This window comes from Corynebacterium aurimucosum, assembly GCF_030408555.1.
GTDB lineage: Bacteria > Actinomycetota > Actinomycetes > Mycobacteriales > Mycobacteriaceae > Corynebacterium > Corynebacterium aurimucosum.
Genome location: NZ_CP047048.1, coordinates 1,184,337 through 1,206,775 on the forward strand (window position 1 = coordinate 1,184,337; position 22,439 = coordinate 1,206,775).

Consider the following 22,439-nt stretch of genomic DNA (forward strand, 5'->3'; position numbering starts at 1 on the left):
TTATGACTACAGCTCTGCAAGAGCAGAACACACAGTCGTCGGCTACCGCCGGCCGTGTGGTGCGTGTCATCGGTCCGGTCGTCGACGTGGAGTTTCCGCGTGGCGGGCTGCCGGCACTGTACAACGCACTGACCGTCGAGGTGACCCTCGAGGCTGTTGCAAAGACCGTCACCCTTGAGGTCGCTCAGCACCTCGGTGACAACCTCGTCCGTGCCGTGTCCATGGCTCCGACCGACGGCCTTGTCCGCGGTGCCGCAGTGACCGACACCGGCAAGCCGATTTCCGTCCCGGTGGGCGATGTGGTCAAGGGCCACGTCTTCAACGCCCTCGGTGACTGCCTTGACCAGCCGGGTCTGGGCCGCGACGGCGAGCAGTGGGGTATCCACCGCGAGCCGCCGGCATTCGACCAGTTGGAGGGTAAGACCGAGATCCTGGAGACCGGCATTAAGGTTATCGACCTGCTGACCCCGTACGTCAAGGGCGGCAAGATCGGCCTGTTCGGTGGTGCAGGTGTGGGTAAGACCGTTCTTATCCAGGAGATGATTACTCGTATCGCACGCGAGTTCTCCGGTACCTCCGTCTTCGCCGGCGTCGGCGAGCGCACCCGTGAGGGCACCGACCTCTTCCTCGAGATGGAAGAGATGGGCGTTCTCCAGGACACCGCGCTTGTCTTCGGCCAGATGGACGAGCCGCCAGGAGTCCGTATGCGCGTGGCTCTGTCCGGTCTGACCATGGCGGAGTACTTCCGCGATGTGCAGAACCAGGACGTGCTGCTGTTCATCGACAACATCTTCCGTTTCACCCAGGCCGGTTCTGAGGTCTCGACCCTGCTGGGCCGCATGCCTTCCGCCGTGGGTTACCAGCCGACTCTGGCTGATGAGATGGGTGTGCTGCAGGAGCGTATTACCTCTACCAAGGGTAAGTCCATTACCTCCCTGCAGGCCGTGTACGTGCCGGCCGATGACTACACCGACCCGGCTCCGGCGACCACCTTCGCCCACCTCGATGCCACTACCGAGTTGGACCGTGGTATTGCTTCGAAGGGTATTTACCCGGCAGTGAACCCGCTGACCTCTACCTCTCGTATTCTGGAGCCGTCCATCGTGGGCGAGCGCCACTACGAGGTGGCACAGCGTGTCATCGGTATTCTGCAGAAGAACAAGGAGCTCCAGGACATCATCGCCATCCTTGGTATGGACGAGCTGTCTGAGGAAGACAAGATCACCGTTCAGCGTGCTCGTCGTATCGAGCGCTTCCTGGGCCAGAACTTCTTCGTCGCAGAGAAGTTCACCGGCCTGCCGGGTTCCTACGTGCCGCTGGCCGATACCATCGACGCTTTCGAGCGCATCTGCAACGGCGAATTCGACCACTACCCGGAGCAGGCTTTCAACGGCCTGGGTGGCTTGGACGACGTCGAGGCTGCGTACAAGAAGCTGACCGAGAAGAAGTAGGGAGAGGCACATGGCTGACATCACCGCCGAATTGGTTTCGGTTGAGCGCCTGCTGTGGACCGGAAAGGCCACCATGGTGACGGCTGAGACCACCGAGGGTGAGATCGGCGTGCTTCCTGGACATGAGCCCATGGTTGGTCAGTTGATCGACAATGGTGTTGTGACCATCCACCCGGTGGACGGCGATCGTCTCGTCGCTGCCGTCCAGGGTGGCTTCCTCTCCGTGTCCGAGAACAAGATCACCGTCCTCGCTGATTGGTCCATCTGGGCCTCTGAGGTCGATGAAGCACAGGCACAGGAAGACCTGAAGTCTGAGCGCGAGCTGACGAGGTCTCGTGGCGACGCCGCGTTGCGCGCCGCCCGCCGCCTCAACAGCTAACGGATGAGCGGAGAGGGAAACGACGGGCAGCAATGACCGCCCTTCCCACTCTCACTTAGGAACCCCACAACCTCGATAAGAGGGGGTGGGGTTCTTTCGTGTTCTTGGGTAAGGACTAGCGTTGCTTCCGTCAACGGCGGTACAATCAATCCATCGTTTCGTACTCGCTGTGAAGGACATCATTCCATGAATTCTCAGGTGCTTCAGGGGCTAACAATTCTTTTAGGTCTGTGTGCACTGGTCGTTCTGGTTTTCCTCATCCTAGCGGCGGTGCGCTTTTTCACCGTGCGCTCCCGCGGCACGAGCATCCTTTTGCGCCAACTACCGTCGAAGGACTCTCATTCTTGGCGTCATGGTCTCGTGCGCTATGACGGCGAGTATATGGACTACTTCAAGCTCCGCTCCGTCATGCCGCGCGCCAACAAGCGCTTCAATCGCCTCGACATCGAATTGGGCAAGACTCGCCCGATGGATGGTGACGAGGCTTCTTTTATGCCCTCGGATCACCAAATCATCCAGCTTCGCATCGATGGTAGGGACTATGAGATTGCCTCGGATGCGCAGGGCATCATGGCCCTGAATGCGTGGGTCGAATCAGCCCCTTCGAAGTGCCAAGAAAAGTTGGACTATCACCAGATGCGCCAGCGAGCTACCCGTTTACCTAAGAAGTAGCGCTCAACGATAGGGTAGAGGACATGCGTCTTGTCATCGCCCAATGCTCCGTAGACTACGTCGGCCGCCTCGACGCCCACCTTCCGATGGCGGATCGGCTCATCCTTATCAAGGCCGATGGTTCGGTGTCCATCCATGCGGATGACCGCGCCTACAAGCCTTTGAACTGGATGACACCACCATGCACCTTTGAAGAGTCGGCGATTGAGGATATCGATGGCGAAGACACAGGAGAAAAGCTGTGGCTGGTGGAGAACCCGAAGGGTGAGCAGCTACGCATCACCATTGCTGAGATCCACCAGGACATCACTATGGAGCTGGGGGAAGATCCCGGCCTAGTCAAGGATGGCGTGGAAGCGCACCTGCAGGAGCTCTTGGCCGAGCATATTGAAACGTTGGGAGAGAAGTACTCGCTAGTGCGTCGCGAGTACCCCACGGCTATCGGGCCGGTGGACATCATGGCCAAGAATGCCAAGAACGAGTTTGTCGCCGTTGAGGTCAAGCGCCGCGGGGGCATTGATGGAGTCGAGCAGCTTTCGCGCTACCTCGAGTTGCTGAATCGCGATGACCTGCTAGCACCCGTGCATGGCGTCTTCGCCGCGCAGGAAATCAAGCCCCAAGCACGGACCTTGGCGGAGGACCGCGGCATCCGTTGCGTCGTCCTGGATTACCAGGAGCTGCGCGGCATCGAATCCAACGAGCTGCGGTTGTTCTAGTGCCACGCCGCAATCGTAGAATCCGCGAAGAGCCGCGTTCATTGCCCCGCGATGGACGTGCTTTCCTCGGATCGCAGACTGTACCCGGGCCGCGGTGGACTAATGGAGAGCCTTTCGTTATGCGGCACGTCGGCAGCGCGGCTGCTCAGAAGTACTACGTGTGCCCGGGTTGCAATCAGAACATCCCTCCCGGGGTGGCGCATATCGTGGCGTGGCCACGGGATACCGGTGGGCGCGGTGAGGACCGCCGCCACTGGCACCGGCACTGCTGGGACCGGCGGTAGGATAGCGGGCATGATTGTTGCCTTTTCCGTAGCCCCCACTGTTGTGGGTGATGAAAGCGCTGAAATGTCCGAGGCCGTGGCCGAAGCCGTGCGTGTTGTCCGGGCCTCCGGCCTGCCTAATGAGACCAACTCCATGTTCACCATCATTGAAGGTGAGTGGGACGAGGTCTTCGCGGTCATCAAGGAGGCCACCGATGCCGTACGCGCCGTGTCGCCGCGCACGAGCTTGGTGATTAAGGCCGATATCCGCGAAGGCGTGAGCGGGCAGATAACCCAAAAAGTAGATTCCGTTAACCGTTACCTGGAGGAGAACAAGTGACTGGACCGTACGTAGGAGGAGCCCTCGACCTGGGCGCCATCAAGCAGCAGGCGGAGGCCAAGGCGAAAGCACAGGAACAGGGCACTACTGGTGCCTCGGCAGGTGTGCAGCCCTTCTTCGAGGTCACCGAGCAGAACTTTGAGAATGACCTGGTGCGCCGCTCTGCCGAGGTACCTGTTATCGCCTTGATCGGCTCGCCGCGCTCGCCTGCCTCCGAGCAGCTCAAGAAGGACTTCGAGGAGATGGCGGCCGCCGGTGGCCTGAAGTTCATCGTGGGCTACATCAATGCCGATGTCGTTCCCCAGGTGGCGCAGGTCTTCGGCGTGCAGAATCTGCCGACCACTGTCGCCATCGCTGCAGGCCAGCCGGTCACCAATTTCGAGGGCGGGCAGCCACGTGAGAACTTGGAGCAGTGGGTTGCGGCGATCGTCGACAAGCTCGGCCCCCAGCTCAAGGGCTTGCCTGACCAAGATGTGGCGGGGGAGACCCCCGAGGAAGAAGCAGCGGATCCGCGCCTGAGCCTGGCTGAGGACGCACTCAACCGCGGCGATTTCGATTCCGCTATTGCTACCTACGAGGAGATCCTGGCTGCCGAGCCAGACAACGTGGAGATTAAGCAGGCCCGCGACACCACGCTATTACTCAAGCGCCTGGACCCGGCTAACCGCAGCGAGGATCCTATCGCTGCGGCGGATGCTGCCCCGGAGGACGTGTCCAAGCAGCTCGATGCCGCCGACGCGGAGGTGGTTGCCGGTGCTCCCGACCGCGCCTTCGAGCGCCTCATCGAGGCCATGAAGCGTACCGCCGGGGATGAGAAAGAACAGCTTAAGACCCGACTCTTGGAGCTTTTTGGGCTCTTTGATTCCGGTGATTCGCGCGTGCTCGCCGCACGCACGAAGCTGGCCAGCGCGTTGTACTAAGGAGGGCGTCGTAATAGGGCCCAGCTTGTGCTGGGCCCTAGAGCGGCCTTTCCGGACGATCGCGGGCTGAACCCTCAGGATGGCTCAGATGAGTCCTCTCCTGAGGTTCTTTTTGTGTTCAAGCAATTATGTGAAGCACCTCATGTTAAATTCCTTCTAGTGTTATGTAACACAATAATTGGTCGACTCTTTCAGGAGGACTCTCATGCGCAAGCTTCTCGGCGTCATCGGCGCCGCCTCTCTTGCTTTTACCCTGACCGCCTGCGGAAGCGATAGCTCCGATAGCGCCGGTGGTTCCAACTATGTCCGAGTTCTGGGCACCGAGCCGCAGCAGGGCCTGATCCCCGCAATGACGAATGAGAACGGCGGCGGACGCATCGTCGACATGCTGTATTCCGGGTTGGTGTACTACGACGCCGAGGGTAACGTGCACAACGAGATGGCGGAGTCCATCGACAAGGAAGGGGAGAAGACCTACAAGGTCACGCTCAAGCCCGACCTGAAATTTTCCGACGGTTCTGCCGTAACTGCGGATACCTTCGTCGATACGTGGAATTACGCGGTGGCCAACGAACAGCTCAACGAGAGCTTTTTCTCCTCCATCAAGGGCTACGGGGAAGGCGTCAAGGAGATGGAGGGCCTTAAGGTCATCGATGAGCGCACCTTCACTATCGAGCTCACCCAGCCGGAGAGCGACTTTCCGAGCCGCTTGGGCTACAACGCTTACTTCCCAGTCCCCGCAGCCGCACTGGAGGACCCGCAGGGCTTTGGCGAATCCCCAGTGTCGAACGGTCCCTACAAGATCAAGGAATGGAATCACAACCAGAACCTGATCATCGAGCCGAACCCAGAGTACAAGGGTGACCGTGCCGCGCAGAACGACGGCATCGAGTTCACCTTCTACGCTGATTCCAGCGCGGCCTACATGGACCTGTTGGCGAATAACCTCGATGTCCTCGAAGCCATCCCGTCCTCTGCCTTCGGAAGCTATGAACAGGACTTGGGGGACCGCCAAGAAACCAAGCCTGCTGCCACCTACCTGGAGATGTCCATCCACATGGAGACCCCGCACTTTAGTGGGGAAGAAGGCGCGCTGCGCCGCAAGGCAATCTCGATGGCTATCAACCGCGAGGAAATCGCGGAGACCATCCTCCACGGCACCCGCACACCGGCCCGCGAGTTCACCTCCCCGGTCCTGAATGGCTACAACGACAGCCTGCCCGGTTCGGAGAACCTGAACTATAACCCGGAGGAGGCGAAGAAGCTCTGGGCGGAGGCCGATAAGAAGTACGGTGCTTTTGAAGGCTCGTTCCCCATTAACTACAACACCGACGGCGACAACAAAGATTGGGCCGATGCCGTAGCCAACAACATCAGCAACACGCTGGGAATTCAAGCCGTGGGGAACCCCTACCCGGACTTCAAGTCCTTCCGCGATGCCTACCGCAGCGAGCGTATGGACGGTGCCTACCGCACGGCGTGGTTCGCCGACTATCCCTCCATGGGCAACTTCCTCGGGCCAAACTTCACCACGGGTGTAGCTTCCAACGACTCGAAGTACTCCAACCCGGAATTCGATGAGCTGATCGTGAAGGCCAACGGCGCCGCAAATGAGGAGGAAGCCGCGAAGCTCTACAACCAGGCGCAAGAGCTTCTGCTGCGTGACCTTCCTTCGATCCCGCTGTTCTACCCGAACGTGGTCGGCGGGTGGTCGGAGAACGTCCAGGACGTGACCTTCAACTGGAAGTCCCTGCCGGTGTATTACGCGGTGAAGAAGAACTAGCGCTCTGGTCTCCTACTGGCACACCGCAACACGATTACAGTAGGGTGGCATGACCTCCGTACTATTTCTTTGCAATACCAACCGCGGCAAGTCTCAGATGGCGGCTGCCCTAGCTAAGAAGCATGCGCCCGATTGGGAGATTCATTCTGCAGGAGTAAAGACCACTGAACAGCATCGTGCGCAGGGCGTTAATGCTGAGGCGCAGGCCTCTCTGGCAAAGGTCGGCGCCGACACGGCAGGTACGCCGACCTTGATTGATTCCGACCTCGCATCGTCGGTCGACCACGTCATCATCGTCGGTGATGCCGACTATGACGGAGTGGCTGAGCGTTGGGAGATCGAGGACCCGTCCGTACGCGGCCTAGAGGGAGATGAGCGAATGGATGCGCTTCGCGATGACATCGATGCTCGCGTACGAGCTTTCCTTGATGTTCACGCGCAGGACTGAAAACTAAAACTGCCCGAGTTGCCAAAGTTCCCCGCCGAGATTCAAGATCTGGCCAGAACTTTGGCAACTGGGGCAGTTGTGTCTCTCAGGCCTTGCTTGCGACGAGCGTGAGCACGCGCCGAGCCAGGCTCGGCGCTAGGCCGCGCAGCTTAGCCACGGAAGGCGTACCACTGCACCGAGTTGGCCGGCAGGTGCAGCTGTACGTGGTTGCCTTCGGAGCGCACGCGGTGGGCAAGGTCGTTGCCAGCACCCTGGTAGACGGCGTCGTCGGTGTTGATGACTAGCTCCCATTCGCCGTCGCGCGGCACCCAGAGGTCATAGTTTGGCACCGAGCTGCCGGAGAGGTTGCACACCGCCAACACTGCGGAGCCATCCTTTCCGTAGCGCACGTAGCCGAGCATGTTGTTGTTCGAGTCATCAGCCTTGACCCACTGGAAGCCGTCCTGGGTAAAGTCCTGTGTCCAGAGTGCCGGGTGCTGCATGTACACCGCGTTGAGGTCGCGCACTAGGCGCTTGATGCCGTGGTGCCACTCGTTGCCCCAGCCCTCCAAGTTGGACCAATCCACGGAGTGGCCTTCGGCCCATTCGGTGGTCTGGCCAAACTCCTGGCCCATGAACATCAGCTGCTTGCCCGGGTGGGAGAACATGTAGCCATACAGAGCGCGCAGGCCCGCGGCCTTATTCCAGTCATCGCCCGGCATGCGCTCCCACAGGGAGCCCTTGCCGTGCACAACTTCGTCGTGGCTAAACGGCAGCACATAGCGCTCCGAGTAGGCGTAGACCATGGAGAAGGTGAGCTCACCGTGGTGGTACCGGCGGTGAATCGGCTCGTGCTTGAAGTACTCCAGGGTGTCGTTCATCCAGCCCATGTTCCACTTCAGGCTAAAGCCCAAACCGCCTTCATGCGTCGGAGCGGTCACGCCTGGCCAGGAGGTGGATTCTTCGGCGATGGTCAGCACGCCCGGGTGGGTGCGGTTCAGCGTGGCGTTGGTCTCCTGAAGGAATTGGACGGCCTCAAGATTTTCGCGCCCGCCGTAGATATTGGGCAGCCATTCATCGCGGGAGTAGTCCAAGTAGAGCATGGAGGCTACGGCGTCGACGCGCAGGCCGTCGATGTGGAACTCCTCCGCCCAGTAGAGGGCATTGGCTACTAGGAAGTTGCGCACCTCGTTGCGGCCGAAGTCGAAGACATAAGTTCCCCAGTCAGCCTGCTCGCCGCGGCGCGGATCCGGGTGCTCGTAGAGTGCCTGGCCATCAAACCGGCCCAGCGCCCACTCATCCTTGGGGAAGTGAGCTGGTACCCAGTCGACGAAGACGCCGATGCCGGCCTCGTGCAAATCGTTGATGAGCGCGCGCAGCTCGTCCGGGGTGCCCCAGCGCGCGGTAGGTGCGTAGTAGCCGGAGACCTGGTAGCCCCAGGAACCGCCGAAGGGGTGCTCGGCCACGGGCAGAAATTCCACGTGAGTAAAGCCGTGCTCCACCAAATAGGGGATGAGCTCCTCACGCAGGCTGTTGTAGTTGGCGCCTACCTTCCACGAGCCGACGTGGAGCTCATAGACACTCATAGGGACGTCGAGGTCGCCGTTGCGGTTGTTCATCCACTCCTCATCGCTCCATTCGAAGCTGGAGCGAGCCACCACGGAGGCGGTTTCCGGCGGGGCAATGGTGCGCTTGGCCAGGGGATCGGCCTTGTCAATGCGCGGGGAGTTCTTGCCGTGGACGGCAAACTTATAGCGCTCGCCTTCGCCCACTCCGGGGATGAAGACCTCCCAAATGCCCGTGGAACCGAGGCATCGCATGGGGTATTGGGTTGGGTTCCAGCCGCAGAAGTCACCGACCACGGCCACACCCTCCGCGTTAGGCGCCCACACGGCAAACGCCGTGCCCTCGACCGTGCCCAAGTCGGTGGTGTAGCTCTTGAGGTTGGCACCGAGCACTTCCCACAGGCGCTCGTGGCGGCCCTCACCGATGAGGTGTTGATCCAGGGTGCCCAGGGTGGGCAGGAAGTGATAGCCGTCCGCTACTTCGGTAGCGGGCTGGCCCGGGTAGGTGATGCGCAGGCGGTAGTCTGCTTCTTCGGCGAGCGGGGCCTCCCAGATATCATCCCCAACCGCGCGCATAGCAATCGTGTCGGTTGCGGTGACGAGCTCGACGGCTTCGGCACCGGGGCGGCGAGTGCGGACGGTACCGTCGTGCCACCCATAGAAATCATGGGGCGCGTGGTGGCGGCAGTGGTTAAGGCGTTCGAGGTCTGAGGCCGGGATGTTCATACTGACCAAATTACCGAACAACGCCCGCCCGCGGGGCAGAAAAGAAACCCCGCGCTACCCGGAAAGGGGGACGGAATCAGCGCGGGGTGGTGAGGGTTTTAAAAGCCTAGGGGCGGTAGTCGTTCACACGGCGCCACGCTATGCGTTCCTGCAGGTCATGGTGGGCCGGCGGGAGGACGAAGATGTGGGCGACGTCACGCAGCGGCTCCAGACGCACGAAGTTACGGTCGGACCACTCGTAGGCAGCTCCACTGATGGTGTCCTGCACCGTGAAGTGATCGCCCGGGTGGCGGCCCACGGCGGCAAGATCCAGGAAGACTGTGGCCTCCTGTGCATTGCGCGGATCCAGGTTGACCACCACGAGCACCACGTTGCCGGTGGTGGGATCAGCCTTGGAGTAGGCAATGATGGCCTCGTTATCAGTGTTGTGGAAGCGCAGCGTGCGCAGCTGCTGGAGGGCCGGGTTCTCGCGGCGGATGACGTTGAGCAGGCGGATATAGGACTCCAGGGAGTCACCAGACTTAACGGCGGCCCGGAAGTCGCGCGGGCGCAGCTCGTATTTCTCCGAATCGAGGTATTCCTCGCTGCCCGGCTTGACTGCTTGATGCTCGTAGAGTTCGAAGCCGGAGTACACGCCCCACAGCGGGGAGAGCGTGGCAGCCAAAGTGGCGCGGATGGCGAACATGGCGCGCCCGCCGGTCTGCAGAGATTCGTGGAGGATATCCGGGGTATTGACAAAGAGGTTGGGGCGGCAGATATCGGCCTGCTCCACGTGCATCTGCGCGAACTCGGTGAGCTCGTGCTTGGAGGTCTGCCACGTGAAGTAGGTATAAGACTGCGTAAATCCAGCCTTGGCCAAACCGAACAGGCGCGGGGCGCGGGTGAAGGCCTCGGAGAGGAAGATGACCTCCGGGTGGGTCACGTGCACCTTGGAAATCAGCCAATTCCAGAAATTGGCGGGCTTGGTGTGCGGGTTGTCCACGCGGAAGGTGGTGACACCAGCCTCCACCCAGATCATGACGATGCGGTAGATCTCCGCATAGATGGCATCCGGGTCGTTATCGAAATTGAGCGGGTAGATGTCCTGGTACTTCTTCGGCGGGTTCTCGGCGTAGGCAATGGTGCCATCGGCCAACACCGTGAAAAACTCTGGGTTGGTCTTGGCCCACGGGTGATCCGGGGAGGCCTGTAGGGCTAGGTCCAGTGCTACCTCCAGGCCCAAGCCAGCGGCCTTCTTGACCAGCTGCTTGAAGTCCTCCATGGTGCCCAATTCCGGGTGCGTGGTGGAGTGGTCCTGAATGGCCCAGGGAGAGCCCACGTCACCAGGCTCCGCCACCACGGAGTTGTTGCGGCCCTTGCGGTGCACCTTGCCAATGGGGTGGATGGGCGGGAAATAGACGGTATCGAAACCCATGGCGGCCACGCGCTCCAGTGCCTGCGCCGTGGTCTTAAACGTGCCGTGCACGGGGTTTCCCTCGTCATCCCAGCCGCCGGTCGAGCGCGGGAAGAGCTCGTACCACGAGTTGTAGAGAGCTTCAGGACGCTCTACCAGGACCTCGTGGATGTCACCTTCCACCAGCAGGTGACGCAGTGGGTGGCGGTGGAGGATCTCCATGACCTCCTCGGACAGTGCGGTGCGCACGCGCTTATCGACGTCCACCGACTCATCCTTCAGCTCCTTCGCCGCCTGAAAGAGCAGCTCCGCCTTGTCACTCGGGCACTGAATCGCCGCCTCCTCGAAGAGCTCGGCGCCGTGTAGAAGGTCATTGCTGAGCTCTTGTGCGGATTGTCCTGCCTCCATCTTCTTGACCACCGCGTTGCGCCAGGTGGACATCGGATCCGACCAGGCATCGATGCGGAAGAACCAACGCCCAGTGGTGGCTGGGCTAAATACGCCGTGGACTCGGTCTGGATTCTCCGGGTCCACCGTCATAGTAACGGCGGAGGTAGATGGGGATTCGGTGTTCCATACCGAGAGCGTTGCGGCGACGGCATCGTGGCCCTCGCGCCACACCAGCGCAGTGACAGGGATAACCTCTCCGACCACAGCCTTCGAGGCGGCATTACCGGAGAGGGAGGGGCGGACATCGTCGATACCAAGGCGTTGAGTCATGCCCATAGAATAATGCAGCTGTGTCAGTTTCACCGGGGAAGAAGGATTTCAGCCACAATGGTGGCTGTGAACACTCCAGAGCAATTGAGCCAGCAAGACCCTGAACTGATGGAAACCGACGAAGATTGGTTGATTGACTTCCGCGGCGTCGAGCTGCGACGCGGTGGGCGCACACTGGTGGGGCCCATCGACTGGCAGGTGGAGCTCGATGAACGCTGGGTCATCATCGGCCCCAACGGCGCGGGCAAGACCTCCTTGGTCCGAATGGCTGCCGCCGAAGAGTTCCCGTCCGCTGGTGTGGCTTTCCTCATGGGTGAGCGCCTGGGCAAGACGGATATGCGCGATCTGCGCGCCGCCATCGGTATTTCCTCCGCCGCCGTCCAACACCGCATCCCGGATAGAGAACGCGTGGATGATCTCGTTGTGTCTGCCGGTTATGCGGTCCTCGGCCGCTGGCGTGAGGACTACCAAGACATGGACTTCTCCCGTGCCGATGACATCTTGGAACAAGTGGGTGCAGCGCACCTGGCAGAGCGGACCTGGGGCACGCTTTCTGAAGGCGAGAAGAAGCGCGTCATCCTCGCCCGCGCGCTGATGGCCAACCCGGAGCTGCTCATCCTGGATGAGCCTTCCGCCGGTATGGACTTGGGTGGCCGTGAGGACCTCGTGGGCTACTTGGGGGACCTAGCACTCGATGCGGATGCCCCGGCAATTGTCATGATTACCCACCACGTCGAGGAAATCCCTTATGGATTTACCCATGCGATGCTCCTAGATGAGGGTAAGGTCGTGGCCAAAGGACTCATTAACTCTGTCCTGACGTCGGAAAACCTCTCCAAGGCTTTCCACCAACCCATCCAGGTGGACCGCATTGGGGAGAGGTACTTCGCCCGACGAGTCCGCTAACCCCTAGCACATAACCCCTAGTACATAACCTCAGTACGCCTTCTCGACGTATACCTCTCGAATTCTGCTCCTAGCTTGCAGACACGGAAAGTTGCATGAGCCAGTCCATCCACGACAGCCTTGATGCCATCGACCCTGGCGAAACCACGGGCTTTAACGGGGCACGCCTGGCCGCTACTGTCCTCTTGTTACGCGATACCGCGGAGGGCTTGCGCGTGTGGATCCAAGAACGCGTGCACACCATGCGTAATTACCCCGGCCACGTTGTCTTTCCCGGCGGCGGTGTAGACCCGCGTGACTTCCCACCGCGTTCTTGGGACTCCGGCGAACTATGGGCGGGCAGCTCGGTGGTCTCCATGGCACGGCGCATGGGCGTAACCAAGTACAAGGCACACGCCCTTGTCTTCGCGGCCGCCCGGGAGCTTTTCGAGGAGGCCGGCACGCTGCTGGCCATCCGCGAGGACGGCTTGGTTTCCGACGCCTCTCGCTACCACCGTGAGCGCGAGCTGTTAGAAACCCACGAGATTTCCTTCACCGAGTTCCTTGAGCACAACGGCATGCGTGTCGACGCCGACATGCTACTGCCTTGGTCCCGCTGGGCTGGGGAAGACAACAACCACTGGTTCGACACCTTCTTCTTCATCGGTGTACTACCCGAAGGCCAAGAACCCGATGGAGATACAGGCGAAGCCGACGACGCCGGCTGGTTCGACCCACAACTGGTCCTCGATGGCTGGCGCGCCGGGTTGGTGCGCCTAGCTATCCCGACGTGGGCGCAGCTCAAGCGTTTGACCTCCTACGCCACGGTCAAAGAGGTCTTAGATGATGCCTCCTTCTCCGACCTGCGTCCGATTATCGGCGACCCGCGCGATGATGAGCGCTACCGTGAATACTTCACCACTTTCCCTGTCGACCGCATTTAAGTCGGCCTCGCCCGGCATCAACCGATACAGAAGAAACCTGCATGAGCTACACCCTGGACGAAGTTGCCTTCCTACGCGAGAACGCCGCTACGATCGATGCCGCCGCAGCAGACCTGGAAGGGACCAAGAAGGCGCACCTGCGGGACGTCGCCAAGCTGCAGGCCCAATTCGGTAATTATGGCCGCGCCGTAGCCGAGCTGATCCAAGCCCGCAGTTCCGGCAAGCTACCGGGGCAGTGGCTTATGGATCACGACTCCGCCCAACAGGCCACCCCACCCGCAGTGGCGGCTTATCGCGCGCAGTTCCTTCAGGAACGCAACGTGGACTTCGTCCACGACCTCACCTGCTCCATCGGCACCGAAGGCCAGGCCTATCGCCCCGGCGCTTATGTGGGCAGTGACCTAGACGCCTCACGCGTGGCCATGGCGCACCACAACATTGAGCACCCAGTTTTTCGCGCCGATGCTCTAACCACCACGACGACCGCCCAGGTCTGCATCGCCGACCCTGCGCGGCGACAGGGTGGCAATCGCATCACGCGCCTAGACCAACTCCTACCACCGCCAGCAGATCTGCTGGCCACCCACGGCGAGATGGCCATCAAGTGCGCCCCCGGCATTGATCATTCCGAATGGGAAGGCCTGGCTTGCGTGGTGAGCCTCGATGGCGGGGTGAAGGAAGCCTGCCTGTATACCCCGGGCCTGGGAATGGGGAAGAGGGCAGTGGTCCTCAACACCACGCCCGAAGGAATACACACTGACGTCATCGAGGATGACCTCGACGAAAACGAGCTGCCTGAGGCTGGGCCCATGGGGCGCTTCCTCATCGACCCCGACGGCGCCATCGTGCGCGCCGGGCTGGTGCGCCACTACGCCGCGCGGGAAGGCTTGCATCAGCTGGACCCGCGCATTGCCTACCTCACCGGCGACCGCCTTCCGCAAGGCATGTCCGGATTTGAATTCATCGAGATGGTCCCCATGAAGAAGCTAAAAGCGGCCATGGCGGCCCACGACGTCGGCTCGCTGGAAATCCTGGTACGCGGGCAAGACGTGAACCCGGACCAGCTGCGTAAGAAGCTCAAGCTCAAAGGCTCCACTGCCAAGACACTCGTGGTCACGCGCATTGGAACGAAGGGAGTCGCGGTGTTGTGCGGACCGCGAGTAGTATCGACCGAAGGTAATTACGCACCCTAATAGTTTCAAAATTTACGGAAGGGGAAGTGCCCACATGCCAGTCATTGTGGCTCTGGTCAAGCACGTACCGGATACGTGGTCAACCAAGACCCTCGAGGCGGACCACACGTTGGACCGTACCTCGGTGGATAACGTCATCGATGAGGTCAACGAGTACTCCGTCGAGCAGGCACTGCGCTTGCGCGACGATAACGCCGACGCCGGCTATGAGGTCGTGGCGCTTACGATGGGCCCGGCCGCTGCCGATGAGGCTCTGCGCAAGGCACTGGCCATGGGCGCAGACCACGCCGTGCACGTGACGGACGACGCCCTCGCCGGCGCCGACGCCCTGGCTACCGCCTGGGTTCTCAACGCCGCCATCAACAAGGTGGGAGAAAAGTTCGGTGAGGTCCAGGTCATCACCCTGGGCAACAACTCTTCGGATGCCTCCACCGGGCTTATCGCTGGCCTGCTGGCTGAGTATCGCCAGCTGCCCGCACTCACGGAGCTCAAGGCCGCCTCCCTGGCCGGTGCCACCGCTACCGGCACTCGCGAGGATGCCCACGGCCACTGGGAGCTTAGCGCCAACCTACCGGCGATCCTGTCCTTTACCGACAAGGCCGATAAGCCGCGTTTCCCCAACTTCAAGGGCCTGATGGCCGCCAAGAAGGCTGAGGTCACCACCCTCGCCGTGGCGGACCTCGGCATTGACGGTGTGCCTTCCACCACCACGGTCACCGCCTCCGCGCAGCGCCCGGCCCGCACCGCCGGTGAGGTCATCACCGACCCGGATCCGGCCGTGGCTGCCGCCAAGGTCGCGGACTTCCTGGCCGCCAAGAATCTCATCGAGGGTTAAAGGAGAAAAGATATGTCTCACGTTTATGTCCTAGTTGAGCACGAAGCAGACCAGCTCAGCCCCGTTACCGGCGAGCTCATCACCGCCGCCCGCGCGCTCGGCACCGTCTCCGCCGTCGTCGTGGCCAAGGATGCCGCCACCGCCGCCTCTTTCGATGCCGAGCTGGGCAACTTCGGTGCCGCCCAGGTGGTCCAGGCCACCGCCGCGGACTATGAGCAGCGCATCGTCACCCCGGAGGTCGACGCCCTCCACGCCTTGGCCGCCAATAACCCGGCGCCCATCGTGCTGGCCTCCACCCCGACCAACAATGAGATCGCCGGTCGCCTCGCCGCCCGCCTGGGCTCGGGTGCCTTGGTCAACGTCGACGGCATTAATGCCGACGGTACCGCCCACCACACCATCTTCGGTGGTTCCTACGAGACTTCCTCCACAGCCACCGGTTCTGTGGTCTATACCCTGCGCCCAGGCTCCGTGGTTGCCGAGCCGCAGCCGGTCACCGCAGCACCCGCGCCCTTCGAGCTGCCTGCCGCTACAGCGAAGGACGTCACCGTCACCTCCTTCACCCCGGCTGAGAAGACCGCCCGTCCGGAGCTGACCTCCGCCAAGGTCGTCGTGGCCGGTGGCCGCGGCGTGGGCGATAAGTTCGCCGACGTGGTGGAGCCGCTTGCCGATTCCCTCGGGGCCGCCGTCGGCGCTACCCGCGACGCCGTAGATGAGGGCTTCTACGACCCGGCCCACCAGATCGGTCAGACCGGTGCGACCGTGTCCCCGAAGCTCTACATCGGCCTGGGTATTTCCGGTGCTATTCAGCACACCTCCGGCATGCAGACCTCGGAGACCATCGTCGTGGTCAATCAAGACCAGGACGAGCCCTTCTTCCAGATCGCCGATCTCGGCGTGGTGGGTGACCTCCATGAGATCGCCCCGGCACTTGCCGCGGAGCTGACCAAGCGCAAGGAGGCTGGCAACTAATGCCGCTCTACCTCGATTACGCAGCCACCCAGCCCATGCGCCAGTGCGCTATCGACGCATGGACACAGGCAGCCAGTTCCCTCAACCCGGGCGCGTCCTATGCCTCCGGGCGCAAGGCACGCTCCGTGCTGGATGACGCCCGCGAGACCGTTGCCGAGCTGCTCGGCTGCGAACCTATCGAGGTCATCTTCACCTCCTCCGGCACGGAGGCGGACAACATCGCCATTCAAGGCCTGTTCCGCGCTGCGCAGTCTGCTTCCCCCGAAGCCGCGCAGCGCATCGTTTCGACCCCCATCGAGCACCCTGCCGTGCTCGAAACCGTGGAGAAGCTCCAGACTGAGCACGGCGCGACCGTTGAGCTTCTCCCGGTTGATTCCACCGGCCACGTCAGCGATTTAAGCGCCCTGGATACCCCGGCCGCGGTGGCCACCTGCATGTGGGCCAACAACGAGACCGGCGCCATTCAGCCGGTCGCGGACATTACCCAGCGCGCCGCCGCGCAGAACACCCCGGTGCACATCGATGCAGTGCAGGTTGCCGGCAAGCTGCCCATCAACTTCCACGAGCTGGGTGCCACCACATTGGCGGCCAGCGCCCACAAGTTCGGCGGCCCGCGCGGCATCGGCCTGCTGCTTGCACGCCGTACCCCCGCCCCTCAACCCATCGCCTTCGGCGGCGGTCAAGAGCGCGGCATCCGCCCCGGCACCGTCGACGTGGCTAGTGCGAGCGCGCTTGCCGCAGCTCTGCGTGAGTCTGTCGCGGAAATGGAGCAGGAGGAAATCCGCCTGACTGCACTTCGCGACAAGCTCAAGGCCGGCATCGAATCCAGCATCGACAACGTCATCATCAACTCGGCCGAGCCCACCTTGGCTTCTCATCTGCACGTGTCCTTCCCTGGTACGGACGGCGACAGCCTCATCATGCTTCTTGACGCCGCCGGCATCGAAGCCTCCGCCGGCTCCGCCTGCCACGCGGGAGTTAACCGCATGTCCCACGTGCTCGAAGCGATGGGCATTGACGAAGAACACGGCCGCGGCAGCCTGCGCTTCAGCCTGGGACGAATGACCACTGAAGAAGACATCGACGTGGTCCTGGCAGAACTTCCGGAGATTATCCGCCGCGCCCGGTCGGTGTAGACACAACAGCTCCCAGCCAGTACCGACGCCCAAAGACAAAGGCGAGCAAACGCGTTTCGCAATCTTCGGTGTTATGCCACGGAGCCGATAGCCCATCAGGCACAATGTTGTCATGTCGAAGTTCTCTGAGGTCCTAGAACAGCTGCGTGAAAACCAACCAAAGGCTAAATATGGCATTGCCTTTGAGAAGCTGATGGTCAACTATTTCAAGACCGACCCGACCTTGAAGAACCAATTCGATGAGGTCTGCCGCTGGACGGATTGGCGCTACAACGGTGGTAAGGCGGATACCGGCATTGACCTGGTAGCTCGCCGCGTGGATGACGGCACGTGGACCGCCATCCAGTGCAAGTTCTATGACTCCAAGGCGCGCATCCAGAAGTCGCATCTGGATTCCTTCTTCGAGGCTTCCGGGCATTCCTTTGACACCGAAGAAGGCCGCCAGCACTTCGGGAGCCGCCTCATCATTTCGACGACGGATCACTGGTCCTCCCATGCGGAGGATGCCCTAGCCAATCAGATTATTCCGACCAGCCGCATTGGCATCTCCGCGATTGCGGAGTCACCCATCAACTGGGATGTGGCCTTCCCTGGGTCGGAGGTACGCGATAAGACCATCCAGATCAATCTCTCCCAACGTGAAACTTTTGAGCCCCGCCCGCACCAGCAGGCGGCGATCGACAAAGCCATTGAAGGGTTTAAGACCCATGACCGCGGCAAGCTCATCATGGCGTGTGGTACCGGCAAAACCTTTACCGCCCTGCGCCTTGCGGAACGCGTCGCTGAGGACAACGGCGGCAAGGCTCGCATTCTCTTCCTCGTGCCGTCTATTTCCTTGCTCTCCCAAACCCTCAAGGAGTGGACCGCTCAGGGCCGCCTCGACATGCGCGCCTTCGCGGTGTGCTCCGATAGCAAGGTCTCCAAGAAGGCCGAGGACATCGCTGTCTATGACCTTGAGGTTCCCGTTTCTACCGAGGGTAAGGACATCACTACACGCTTTGAATCCGGCAAGCGTGCCAAGGGCCTCAACATCGTCTTCTCCACCTACCAGTCCATCCAGGCGGTGCATGAGGCCCAGCAGGTAGGCCTCGATGATTTCGATCTCGTCATTTGCGATGAGGCCCACCGCACCACCGGCATCACCTTGGCCGGTGAGGACGCCAGCAACTTCGTCCGCGTCCACGATGCCGACTACATCAAGGCTTCCAAGCGCCTTTACATGACGGCAACCCCGCGCCTCTACGACGAAGCCGTCAAAGGGAAAGCCGAAGAACACTCTGCGGAGCTGGCCTCCATGGATGATGAAGCCATCTACGGCCCGGAGTTCTACCGACTTGGCTTCGGTGAGGCCGTGGACAAGGGTCTGCTCACGGACTACAAGGTGCTTGTCATGACCGTGGATGAATCCGTGGCTGCCCAAGCTATGGCTCACAGTGAGAACAACCAGGTCAACCTTTCTCTGGCGTCTGCCATGATTGGCGCCTGGAACGGCCTGGCCAAGCGCTCCGGCGAATTGCAGGGCAAGAAGGGCGGTTTCGACGAGGACGCCCAGCCCATGCAGCGCGCGGTGGCCTTTGCCAAGGACATCAAGACTTCCCAACTTATTGCGGAGACTTACCCCTCGCTCATCGGCACCCACCAAGAACTGCTCAAGGAAAAGGCAGTGCTTAACGACGTCTCCCTGACCAACGTCGACCTTAACGTCGCTGCCCAGCACGTCGACGGCGGCATGAACGCCATGGAGCGTGGCACGAGGCTGTCCTGGCTCGAAGCTCCTTCAGGGGGGGCAGCAGTCGCGCATGCTCACCAACGCGCGCTGCCTTTCTGAGGGCGTTGACGTCCCAGCGCTGGATGCCGTCATCTTCTTCAACCCCCGCAACTCCATGGTGGACGTGGTCCAGTCCGTTGGACGCGTCATGCGCAAGTCTGAGGGCAAGGACTACGGCTACATCATCCTGCCCGTCGCCGTAGCCAGCAACGTCTCCCCAGCAGAAGCTCTCAATGACAACCAGCGCTTCAAGGTGGTCTGGCAGATCCTCAACGCGCTGCGTGCCCACGATGATCGCTTCAACGCGAAGATTAATTCCATCGCCCTTAACGGCACGGCTGGACAGGAAGACCTGCCCATCGACGTTGTTCATGTCCCAGGGGACGACGAGAAAAGCGACGCTGAGAAGCTTAGGGAAGCGGATGAAACTAAATCCCCAGAACCGCTGGCTGATAACTCAACCGTGACCCAGCAGATTGCCTTGTTCTCTCTGGAGCAGTGGCAAGAAGCCATCTACACCAAGCTGGTGGACAAAGTCGGTACCCGAACCTACTGGGAAGACTGGGCCGACGATGTCGCCACCATTGCGGAGAATCAAATCACCCGCATCAAAGCTCTTCTCGACGGCGCCGATGGAACCCTGCGCACCGAATTCGACAGCTTCGTCGAAGGCCTGCGCAATAACCTCAACGATGGCATCAGTGAAGAAGACGCCATCTCGATGCTCTCGCAGCACCTCATTACTGCGCCGGTCTTCAACGCGCTCTTTGAGAACCATGACTTCATCACCCACAACCCCGTGGCGCAGGTCATGGAGAAGATGGTCCAGGCGTTGTCTAAAGCAAACCTCGATACCGAAACCGAGTCCCTGGAGAAGTTCTACGAGTCCGTCCGCGTCCGCGCCTCTGAGGTGAACTCTGCTTCCGGCAAGCAGCAGGTCATCAAGGAACTGTACGAGCGCTTCTTCCGCAAGGCCTTCAAGAAGCAATCAGAAGCCCTCGGCATCGTCTACACCCCGGTCGAAATCGTCGACTTCATCCTGCGCGCCGCCGATGAAGTATCCAAGAAGCACTTCGGTAAGGGGCTTACCGACGAGGGCGTGTGCATCCTTGACCCGTTTGCTGGCACCTCCACTTTCACGGTTCGCCTCCTGCAGTCCGGCCTTATCAAGCCGGAGGATCTCGCTCGCAAATACGCCAACGAACTCTTTGCCACCGAGATCATGCTGCTTGCGTACTACGTCTCCGCGGTAAACATTGAGACCACCTACAACGCCCTACGCGAGGAAGCGGCGCTGCGCAACGGCGAACCCGAACCCGAGTACGTCCCATTCACCAACATCGCTCTGGCCGATACCTTCCAAATCCACGAGGAAGGCGACATCCCAGACCTCAACATCTTCCGCGAGAACAACGAGACCATCGAGCGCCAAAAGAAGGCGCCCATCAACGTGGTGATTGGTAACCCGCCGTACTCAGCAGGGCAGAAGTCCGCCAATGACCTCAATGCGAATCAAAAGTATCCAAGTCTAGATGCGCGAATCTCGGAGACTTATGCTGCTAGGTCCACCGCAACGAATAAGAACTCACTTTATGATTCGTACCTTCGTGCCTTCCGTTGGGCAACTGACAGGATTGGAGATCAAGGTGTAGTTGTCTTTGTCACGAATAATGGTTGGATTGATGGAAACACCGGTGACGGTATTCGTTTGTCCATGGCAGAGGATTTCACTGACCTCTACATATTCAATCTCAGGGGTAATTCTCGCACTGCCGGCGATCTTGCAAAACGGGAAGGCGGGAATGTTTTCGATATTCGAGTAGGAATTTCTATCGCTATCGGTGTCAAGGACGCAAACGAGAAGTCTTTTGAATTGCATTATGTAGCTTCACCTGATTATGCGTCTAAGGCGGAGAAGATTGAAGAAGTAGTTAATGCAACCATCAGTAATTTGAATTGGCAGTCAGTTGTTCCTAACAAGGAGGGCGACTGGCTGAATCAGCGTTCGGAAGACTTCGTTACCTGGCCGGTCATCGGTGAGAAAAAGGGTGGGTCGACTAAGTTTTTCGACCTGCATTCTCGAGGTCTCTCCACTGCAAGAGACACGTGGGCTTACGCGCAGACAGAAGACAGGTTGCTATCGAAACTCGGAGTTCTTGCCGGTACTTATACTGAAGCAACTGCAGCGCTACAAAATTGGCTCACTGAACAAGGAATCTCAAAGCCTCGGGAAAGGGACGTGACTGCATTCCTACAGGCCCATCCTCATTTCGCAGACACTACTAAAGTTTCCTGGAATAGGACGCTGAAGAACCTTGCAGCTAAGGACACGGAGATTCCGGTACGCCGTAATCGGGTATATCGTTCGCTCTATCGCCCATTTTTGAAGCAGCGGGTCTACTTCGAACAGTCACTTAACGATATGACCTATCAACTCCCATCAATGTTCCCAACCCCGGAACACCGGAACATTGGCTTCGTTGTTATGGCTCCGCGTGATGCAGCGAATTTCGCAGTACTTGCGACGGACCTTATGCCGGATTTGTCTTTCTTTACCTACACTGGCCAATTCTTCCCTCGCTTCACCTGGGCCGCCGTTTCGGCGGACGATGGTGGGCTGTTTGGTGAGGGGAGCGTCGCTAAGCAGGGCGAAGCCAGCATCTATGGTTCGATTGGTGAGGTCGTCGATGGCTACGTGCGCGTGGACAACATCACTGATGAGATTAAGGCTCTCTACCGTGAAGCGCTGGGTTCAGACATCACGGGTGATGACATCTTCCACTTTGTCTACGGCAAGCTGCATGACCCCGGCTACCGCACGAAGTACGCGGCTGACTTAAAGAAGATGTTGCCGCATATTGAGACGCCGAGCTCGCGTGCGGAGTTCGACAAGTTTGCTGCTGCGGGCCAGGAGCTGATGGATCTTCACGTTAACTACGAGTCCGTGGAGCCGTGGCCGTTGGACATTCAGGTCAAGGGCGATGAGGCCGACCGTGAGACATGGCGCGTGCTCAAGATGAAGTGGGCCAAGCGCAAGGACCCGGAGACGGGCAAGAACGTCAATGACGTGACCAAGCTGATCTACAACAAGCGCGTGACCATTTCTGACATTCCGGCCGAGGCGGATGAGTACATGCTGGGCTCGCGCTCAGCTGTCGCCTGGCTGATTGACCGCTACCAAGTCAAGAAAGATAAGGCCTCCGGCATTGTTAATGACCCGAATGATTGGGCCGACGAGGTGGGCAACCCGCGTTACATCGTGGACCTGATTGGCAAAGTCGTGCGCGTGGCGATGGAGACTGTACGAATCGTGGATGGGCTGGGTTCTGAATAGCGTTGCAAAAAGCTGAG

17 protein-coding genes and 1 pseudogene are annotated in these 22,439 nt (G+C 60.4%); 16 read left to right on the forward strand and 2 right to left on the reverse strand.

Features of this window, described 5'->3' with window-relative positions; all coding sequences use genetic code 11:
- The first annotated feature begins 2 nt into the window (after positions 1-2).
- The 9 genes from atpD to CAURIM_RS05590 all read left to right on the forward strand — a co-directional run bounded on the left by atpD (position 3) and on the right by CAURIM_RS05590 (position 6,972).
- Entirely contained in the window at positions 3-1,451 is a 1,449-nt protein-coding gene (gene atpD, locus CAURIM_RS05550; protein ID WP_010187062.1) for a F0F1 ATP synthase subunit beta, read from the forward strand.
- 10 nt (positions 1,452-1,461) lie between these two features.
- Positions 1,462-1,830 (forward strand): F0F1 ATP synthase subunit epsilon, encoded by a 369-nt coding sequence (locus CAURIM_RS05555; protein WP_070443818.1) that lies wholly within the window; start codon positions 1,462-1,464, stop codon positions 1,828-1,830.
- Positions 1,831-2,016: 186 nt separating this feature from the next.
- A complete protein-coding gene (locus CAURIM_RS05560) occupies positions 2,017-2,502 on the forward strand; it encodes a DUF2550 domain-containing protein (protein ID WP_201828356.1) in 486 nt (161 codons plus the stop codon).
- 23 nt (positions 2,503-2,525) lie between these two features.
- A complete protein-coding gene (gene nucS / locus CAURIM_RS05565; RefSeq protein ID WP_070443823.1) occupies positions 2,526-3,218 on the forward strand; it encodes an endonuclease NucS in 693 nt (230 codons plus the stop codon).
- Complete coding sequence (locus CAURIM_RS05570; RefSeq protein ID WP_083313787.1) at positions 3,218-3,502, forward strand: Rv1322 family protein; 285 nt, start codon at positions 3,218-3,220, stop codon at positions 3,500-3,502. The genes nucS and CAURIM_RS05570 overlap by 1 nt, the downstream gene beginning before the upstream one ends.
- Before the next feature lie 10 nt (positions 3,503-3,512).
- Positions 3,513-3,821, forward strand: coding sequence for an MTH1187 family thiamine-binding protein (locus CAURIM_RS05575; protein WP_070443826.1), 309 nt, complete (start codon positions 3,513-3,515; stop codon positions 3,819-3,821).
- A complete protein-coding gene (locus CAURIM_RS05580; RefSeq protein ID WP_070443829.1) occupies positions 3,818-4,741 on the forward strand; it encodes a tetratricopeptide repeat protein in 924 nt (307 codons plus the stop codon). The genes CAURIM_RS05575 and CAURIM_RS05580 overlap by 4 nt, the downstream gene beginning before the upstream one ends.
- A gap of 205 nt (positions 4,742-4,946) precedes the next feature.
- Positions 4,947-6,524 carry a peptide ABC transporter substrate-binding protein gene (locus CAURIM_RS05585; RefSeq protein WP_201828355.1) on the forward strand — a complete coding sequence of 526 codons (1,578 nt, stop codon included), beginning with the start codon at positions 4,947-4,949 and terminating at the stop codon, positions 6,522-6,524.
- A gap of 49 nt (positions 6,525-6,573) precedes the next feature.
- Entirely contained in the window at positions 6,574-6,972 is a 399-nt protein-coding gene (locus tag CAURIM_RS05590) for an arsenate-mycothiol transferase ArsC (RefSeq protein WP_070710986.1), read from the forward strand.
- A gap of 149 nt (positions 6,973-7,121) precedes the next feature.
- Here CAURIM_RS05590 and glgB read toward each other — a convergent pair whose 3' ends face one another.
- Both glgB and CAURIM_RS05600 read right to left on the reverse strand, forming a co-directional pair.
- Positions 7,122-9,242, reverse strand: a complete 2,121-nt coding sequence (gene glgB, locus CAURIM_RS05595; protein ID WP_201828354.1) for a 1,4-alpha-glucan branching protein GlgB — start codon at positions 9,240-9,242, stop codon at positions 7,122-7,124.
- A 106-nt stretch (positions 9,243-9,348) separates the two neighbouring features.
- Positions 9,349-11,355: a maltotransferase domain-containing protein gene (locus CAURIM_RS05600; protein WP_201828353.1), complete on the reverse strand. Its 2,007-nt coding sequence runs from the start codon at positions 11,353-11,355 to the stop codon at positions 9,349-9,351.
- 57 nt (positions 11,356-11,412) lie between these two features.
- Here CAURIM_RS05600 and CAURIM_RS05605 point away from each other — a divergent pair, with 57 nt between their 5' ends.
- The 7 genes and pseudogenes from CAURIM_RS05605 (at position 11,413) to CAURIM_RS05635 (ending at position 22,422) form a co-directional block, all read left to right on the forward strand.
- Entirely contained in the window at positions 11,413-12,261 is an 849-nt protein-coding gene (locus CAURIM_RS05605; protein ID WP_070447698.1) for an ABC transporter ATP-binding protein, read from the forward strand.
- A gap of 95 nt (positions 12,262-12,356) precedes the next feature.
- Complete coding sequence (locus tag CAURIM_RS05610; protein ID WP_070447702.1) at positions 12,357-13,184, forward strand: NUDIX hydrolase; 828 nt, start codon at positions 12,357-12,359, stop codon at positions 13,182-13,184.
- A gap of 41 nt (positions 13,185-13,225) precedes the next feature.
- A complete protein-coding gene (locus CAURIM_RS05615) occupies positions 13,226-14,377 on the forward strand; it encodes a THUMP-like domain-containing protein (protein WP_070447705.1) in 1,152 nt (383 codons plus the stop codon).
- Between the two features lie 34 nt (positions 14,378-14,411).
- Positions 14,412-15,212: an electron transfer flavoprotein subunit beta/FixA family protein gene (locus CAURIM_RS05620; protein WP_070644611.1), complete on the forward strand. Its 801-nt coding sequence runs from the start codon at positions 14,412-14,414 to the stop codon at positions 15,210-15,212.
- 12 nt (positions 15,213-15,224) lie between these two features.
- Positions 15,225-16,184 carry an electron transfer flavoprotein subunit alpha/FixB family protein gene (locus tag CAURIM_RS05625; protein ID WP_070447710.1) on the forward strand — a complete coding sequence of 320 codons (960 nt, stop codon included), beginning with the start codon at positions 15,225-15,227 and terminating at the stop codon, positions 16,182-16,184.
- Entirely contained in the window at positions 16,184-17,320 is a 1,137-nt protein-coding gene (locus CAURIM_RS05630) for a cysteine desulfurase family protein (protein ID WP_201828352.1), read from the forward strand. The genes CAURIM_RS05625 and CAURIM_RS05630 overlap by 1 nt, the downstream gene beginning before the upstream one ends.
- 112 nt (positions 17,321-17,432) lie before the next feature.
- Positions 17,433-22,422: pseudogene (locus CAURIM_RS05635) on the forward strand (DEAD/DEAH box helicase).
- Positions 22,423-22,439: the final 17 nt, after the last annotated feature.

Coding starts and splice junctions, on each gene's coding strand:
- atpD (WP_010187062.1), top strand. CDS start 3: ATGACTACAGCTCTGCAAGAGCAGAACACACAGTCGTCGGCTACCGCC.
- CAURIM_RS05555 (WP_070443818.1), top strand. CDS start 1,462: ATGGCTGACATCACCGCCGAATTGGTTTCGGTTGAGCGCCTGCTGTGG.
- CAURIM_RS05560 (WP_201828356.1), top strand. CDS start 2,017: ATGAATTCTCAGGTGCTTCAGGGGCTAACAATTCTTTTAGGTCTGTGT.
- nucS (WP_070443823.1), top strand. CDS start 2,526: ATGCGTCTTGTCATCGCCCAATGCTCCGTAGACTACGTCGGCCGCCTC.
- CAURIM_RS05575 (WP_070443826.1), top strand. CDS start 3,513: ATGATTGTTGCCTTTTCCGTAGCCCCCACTGTTGTGGGTGATGAAAGC.
- CAURIM_RS05585 (WP_201828355.1), top strand. CDS start 4,947: ATGCGCAAGCTTCTCGGCGTCATCGGCGCCGCCTCTCTTGCTTTTACC.
- CAURIM_RS05590 (WP_070710986.1), top strand. CDS start 6,574: ATGACCTCCGTACTATTTCTTTGCAATACCAACCGCGGCAAGTCTCAG.
- glgB (WP_201828354.1), bottom strand. CDS start 9,242: ATGAACATCCCGGCCTCAGACCTCGAACGCCTTAACCACTGCCGCCAC.
- CAURIM_RS05600 (WP_201828353.1), bottom strand. CDS start 11,355: ATGACTCAACGCCTTGGTATCGACGATGTCCGCCCCTCCCTCTCCGGT.
- CAURIM_RS05605 (WP_070447698.1), top strand. CDS start 11,413: ATGGTGGCTGTGAACACTCCAGAGCAATTGAGCCAGCAAGACCCTGAA.
- CAURIM_RS05610 (WP_070447702.1), top strand. CDS start 12,357: ATGAGCCAGTCCATCCACGACAGCCTTGATGCCATCGACCCTGGCGAA.
- CAURIM_RS05615 (WP_070447705.1), top strand. CDS start 13,226: ATGAGCTACACCCTGGACGAAGTTGCCTTCCTACGCGAGAACGCCGCT.
- CAURIM_RS05620 (WP_070644611.1), top strand. CDS start 14,412: ATGCCAGTCATTGTGGCTCTGGTCAAGCACGTACCGGATACGTGGTCA.
- CAURIM_RS05625 (WP_070447710.1), top strand. CDS start 15,225: ATGTCTCACGTTTATGTCCTAGTTGAGCACGAAGCAGACCAGCTCAGC.
- CAURIM_RS05630 (WP_201828352.1), top strand. CDS start 16,184: ATGCCGCTCTACCTCGATTACGCAGCCACCCAGCCCATGCGCCAGTGC.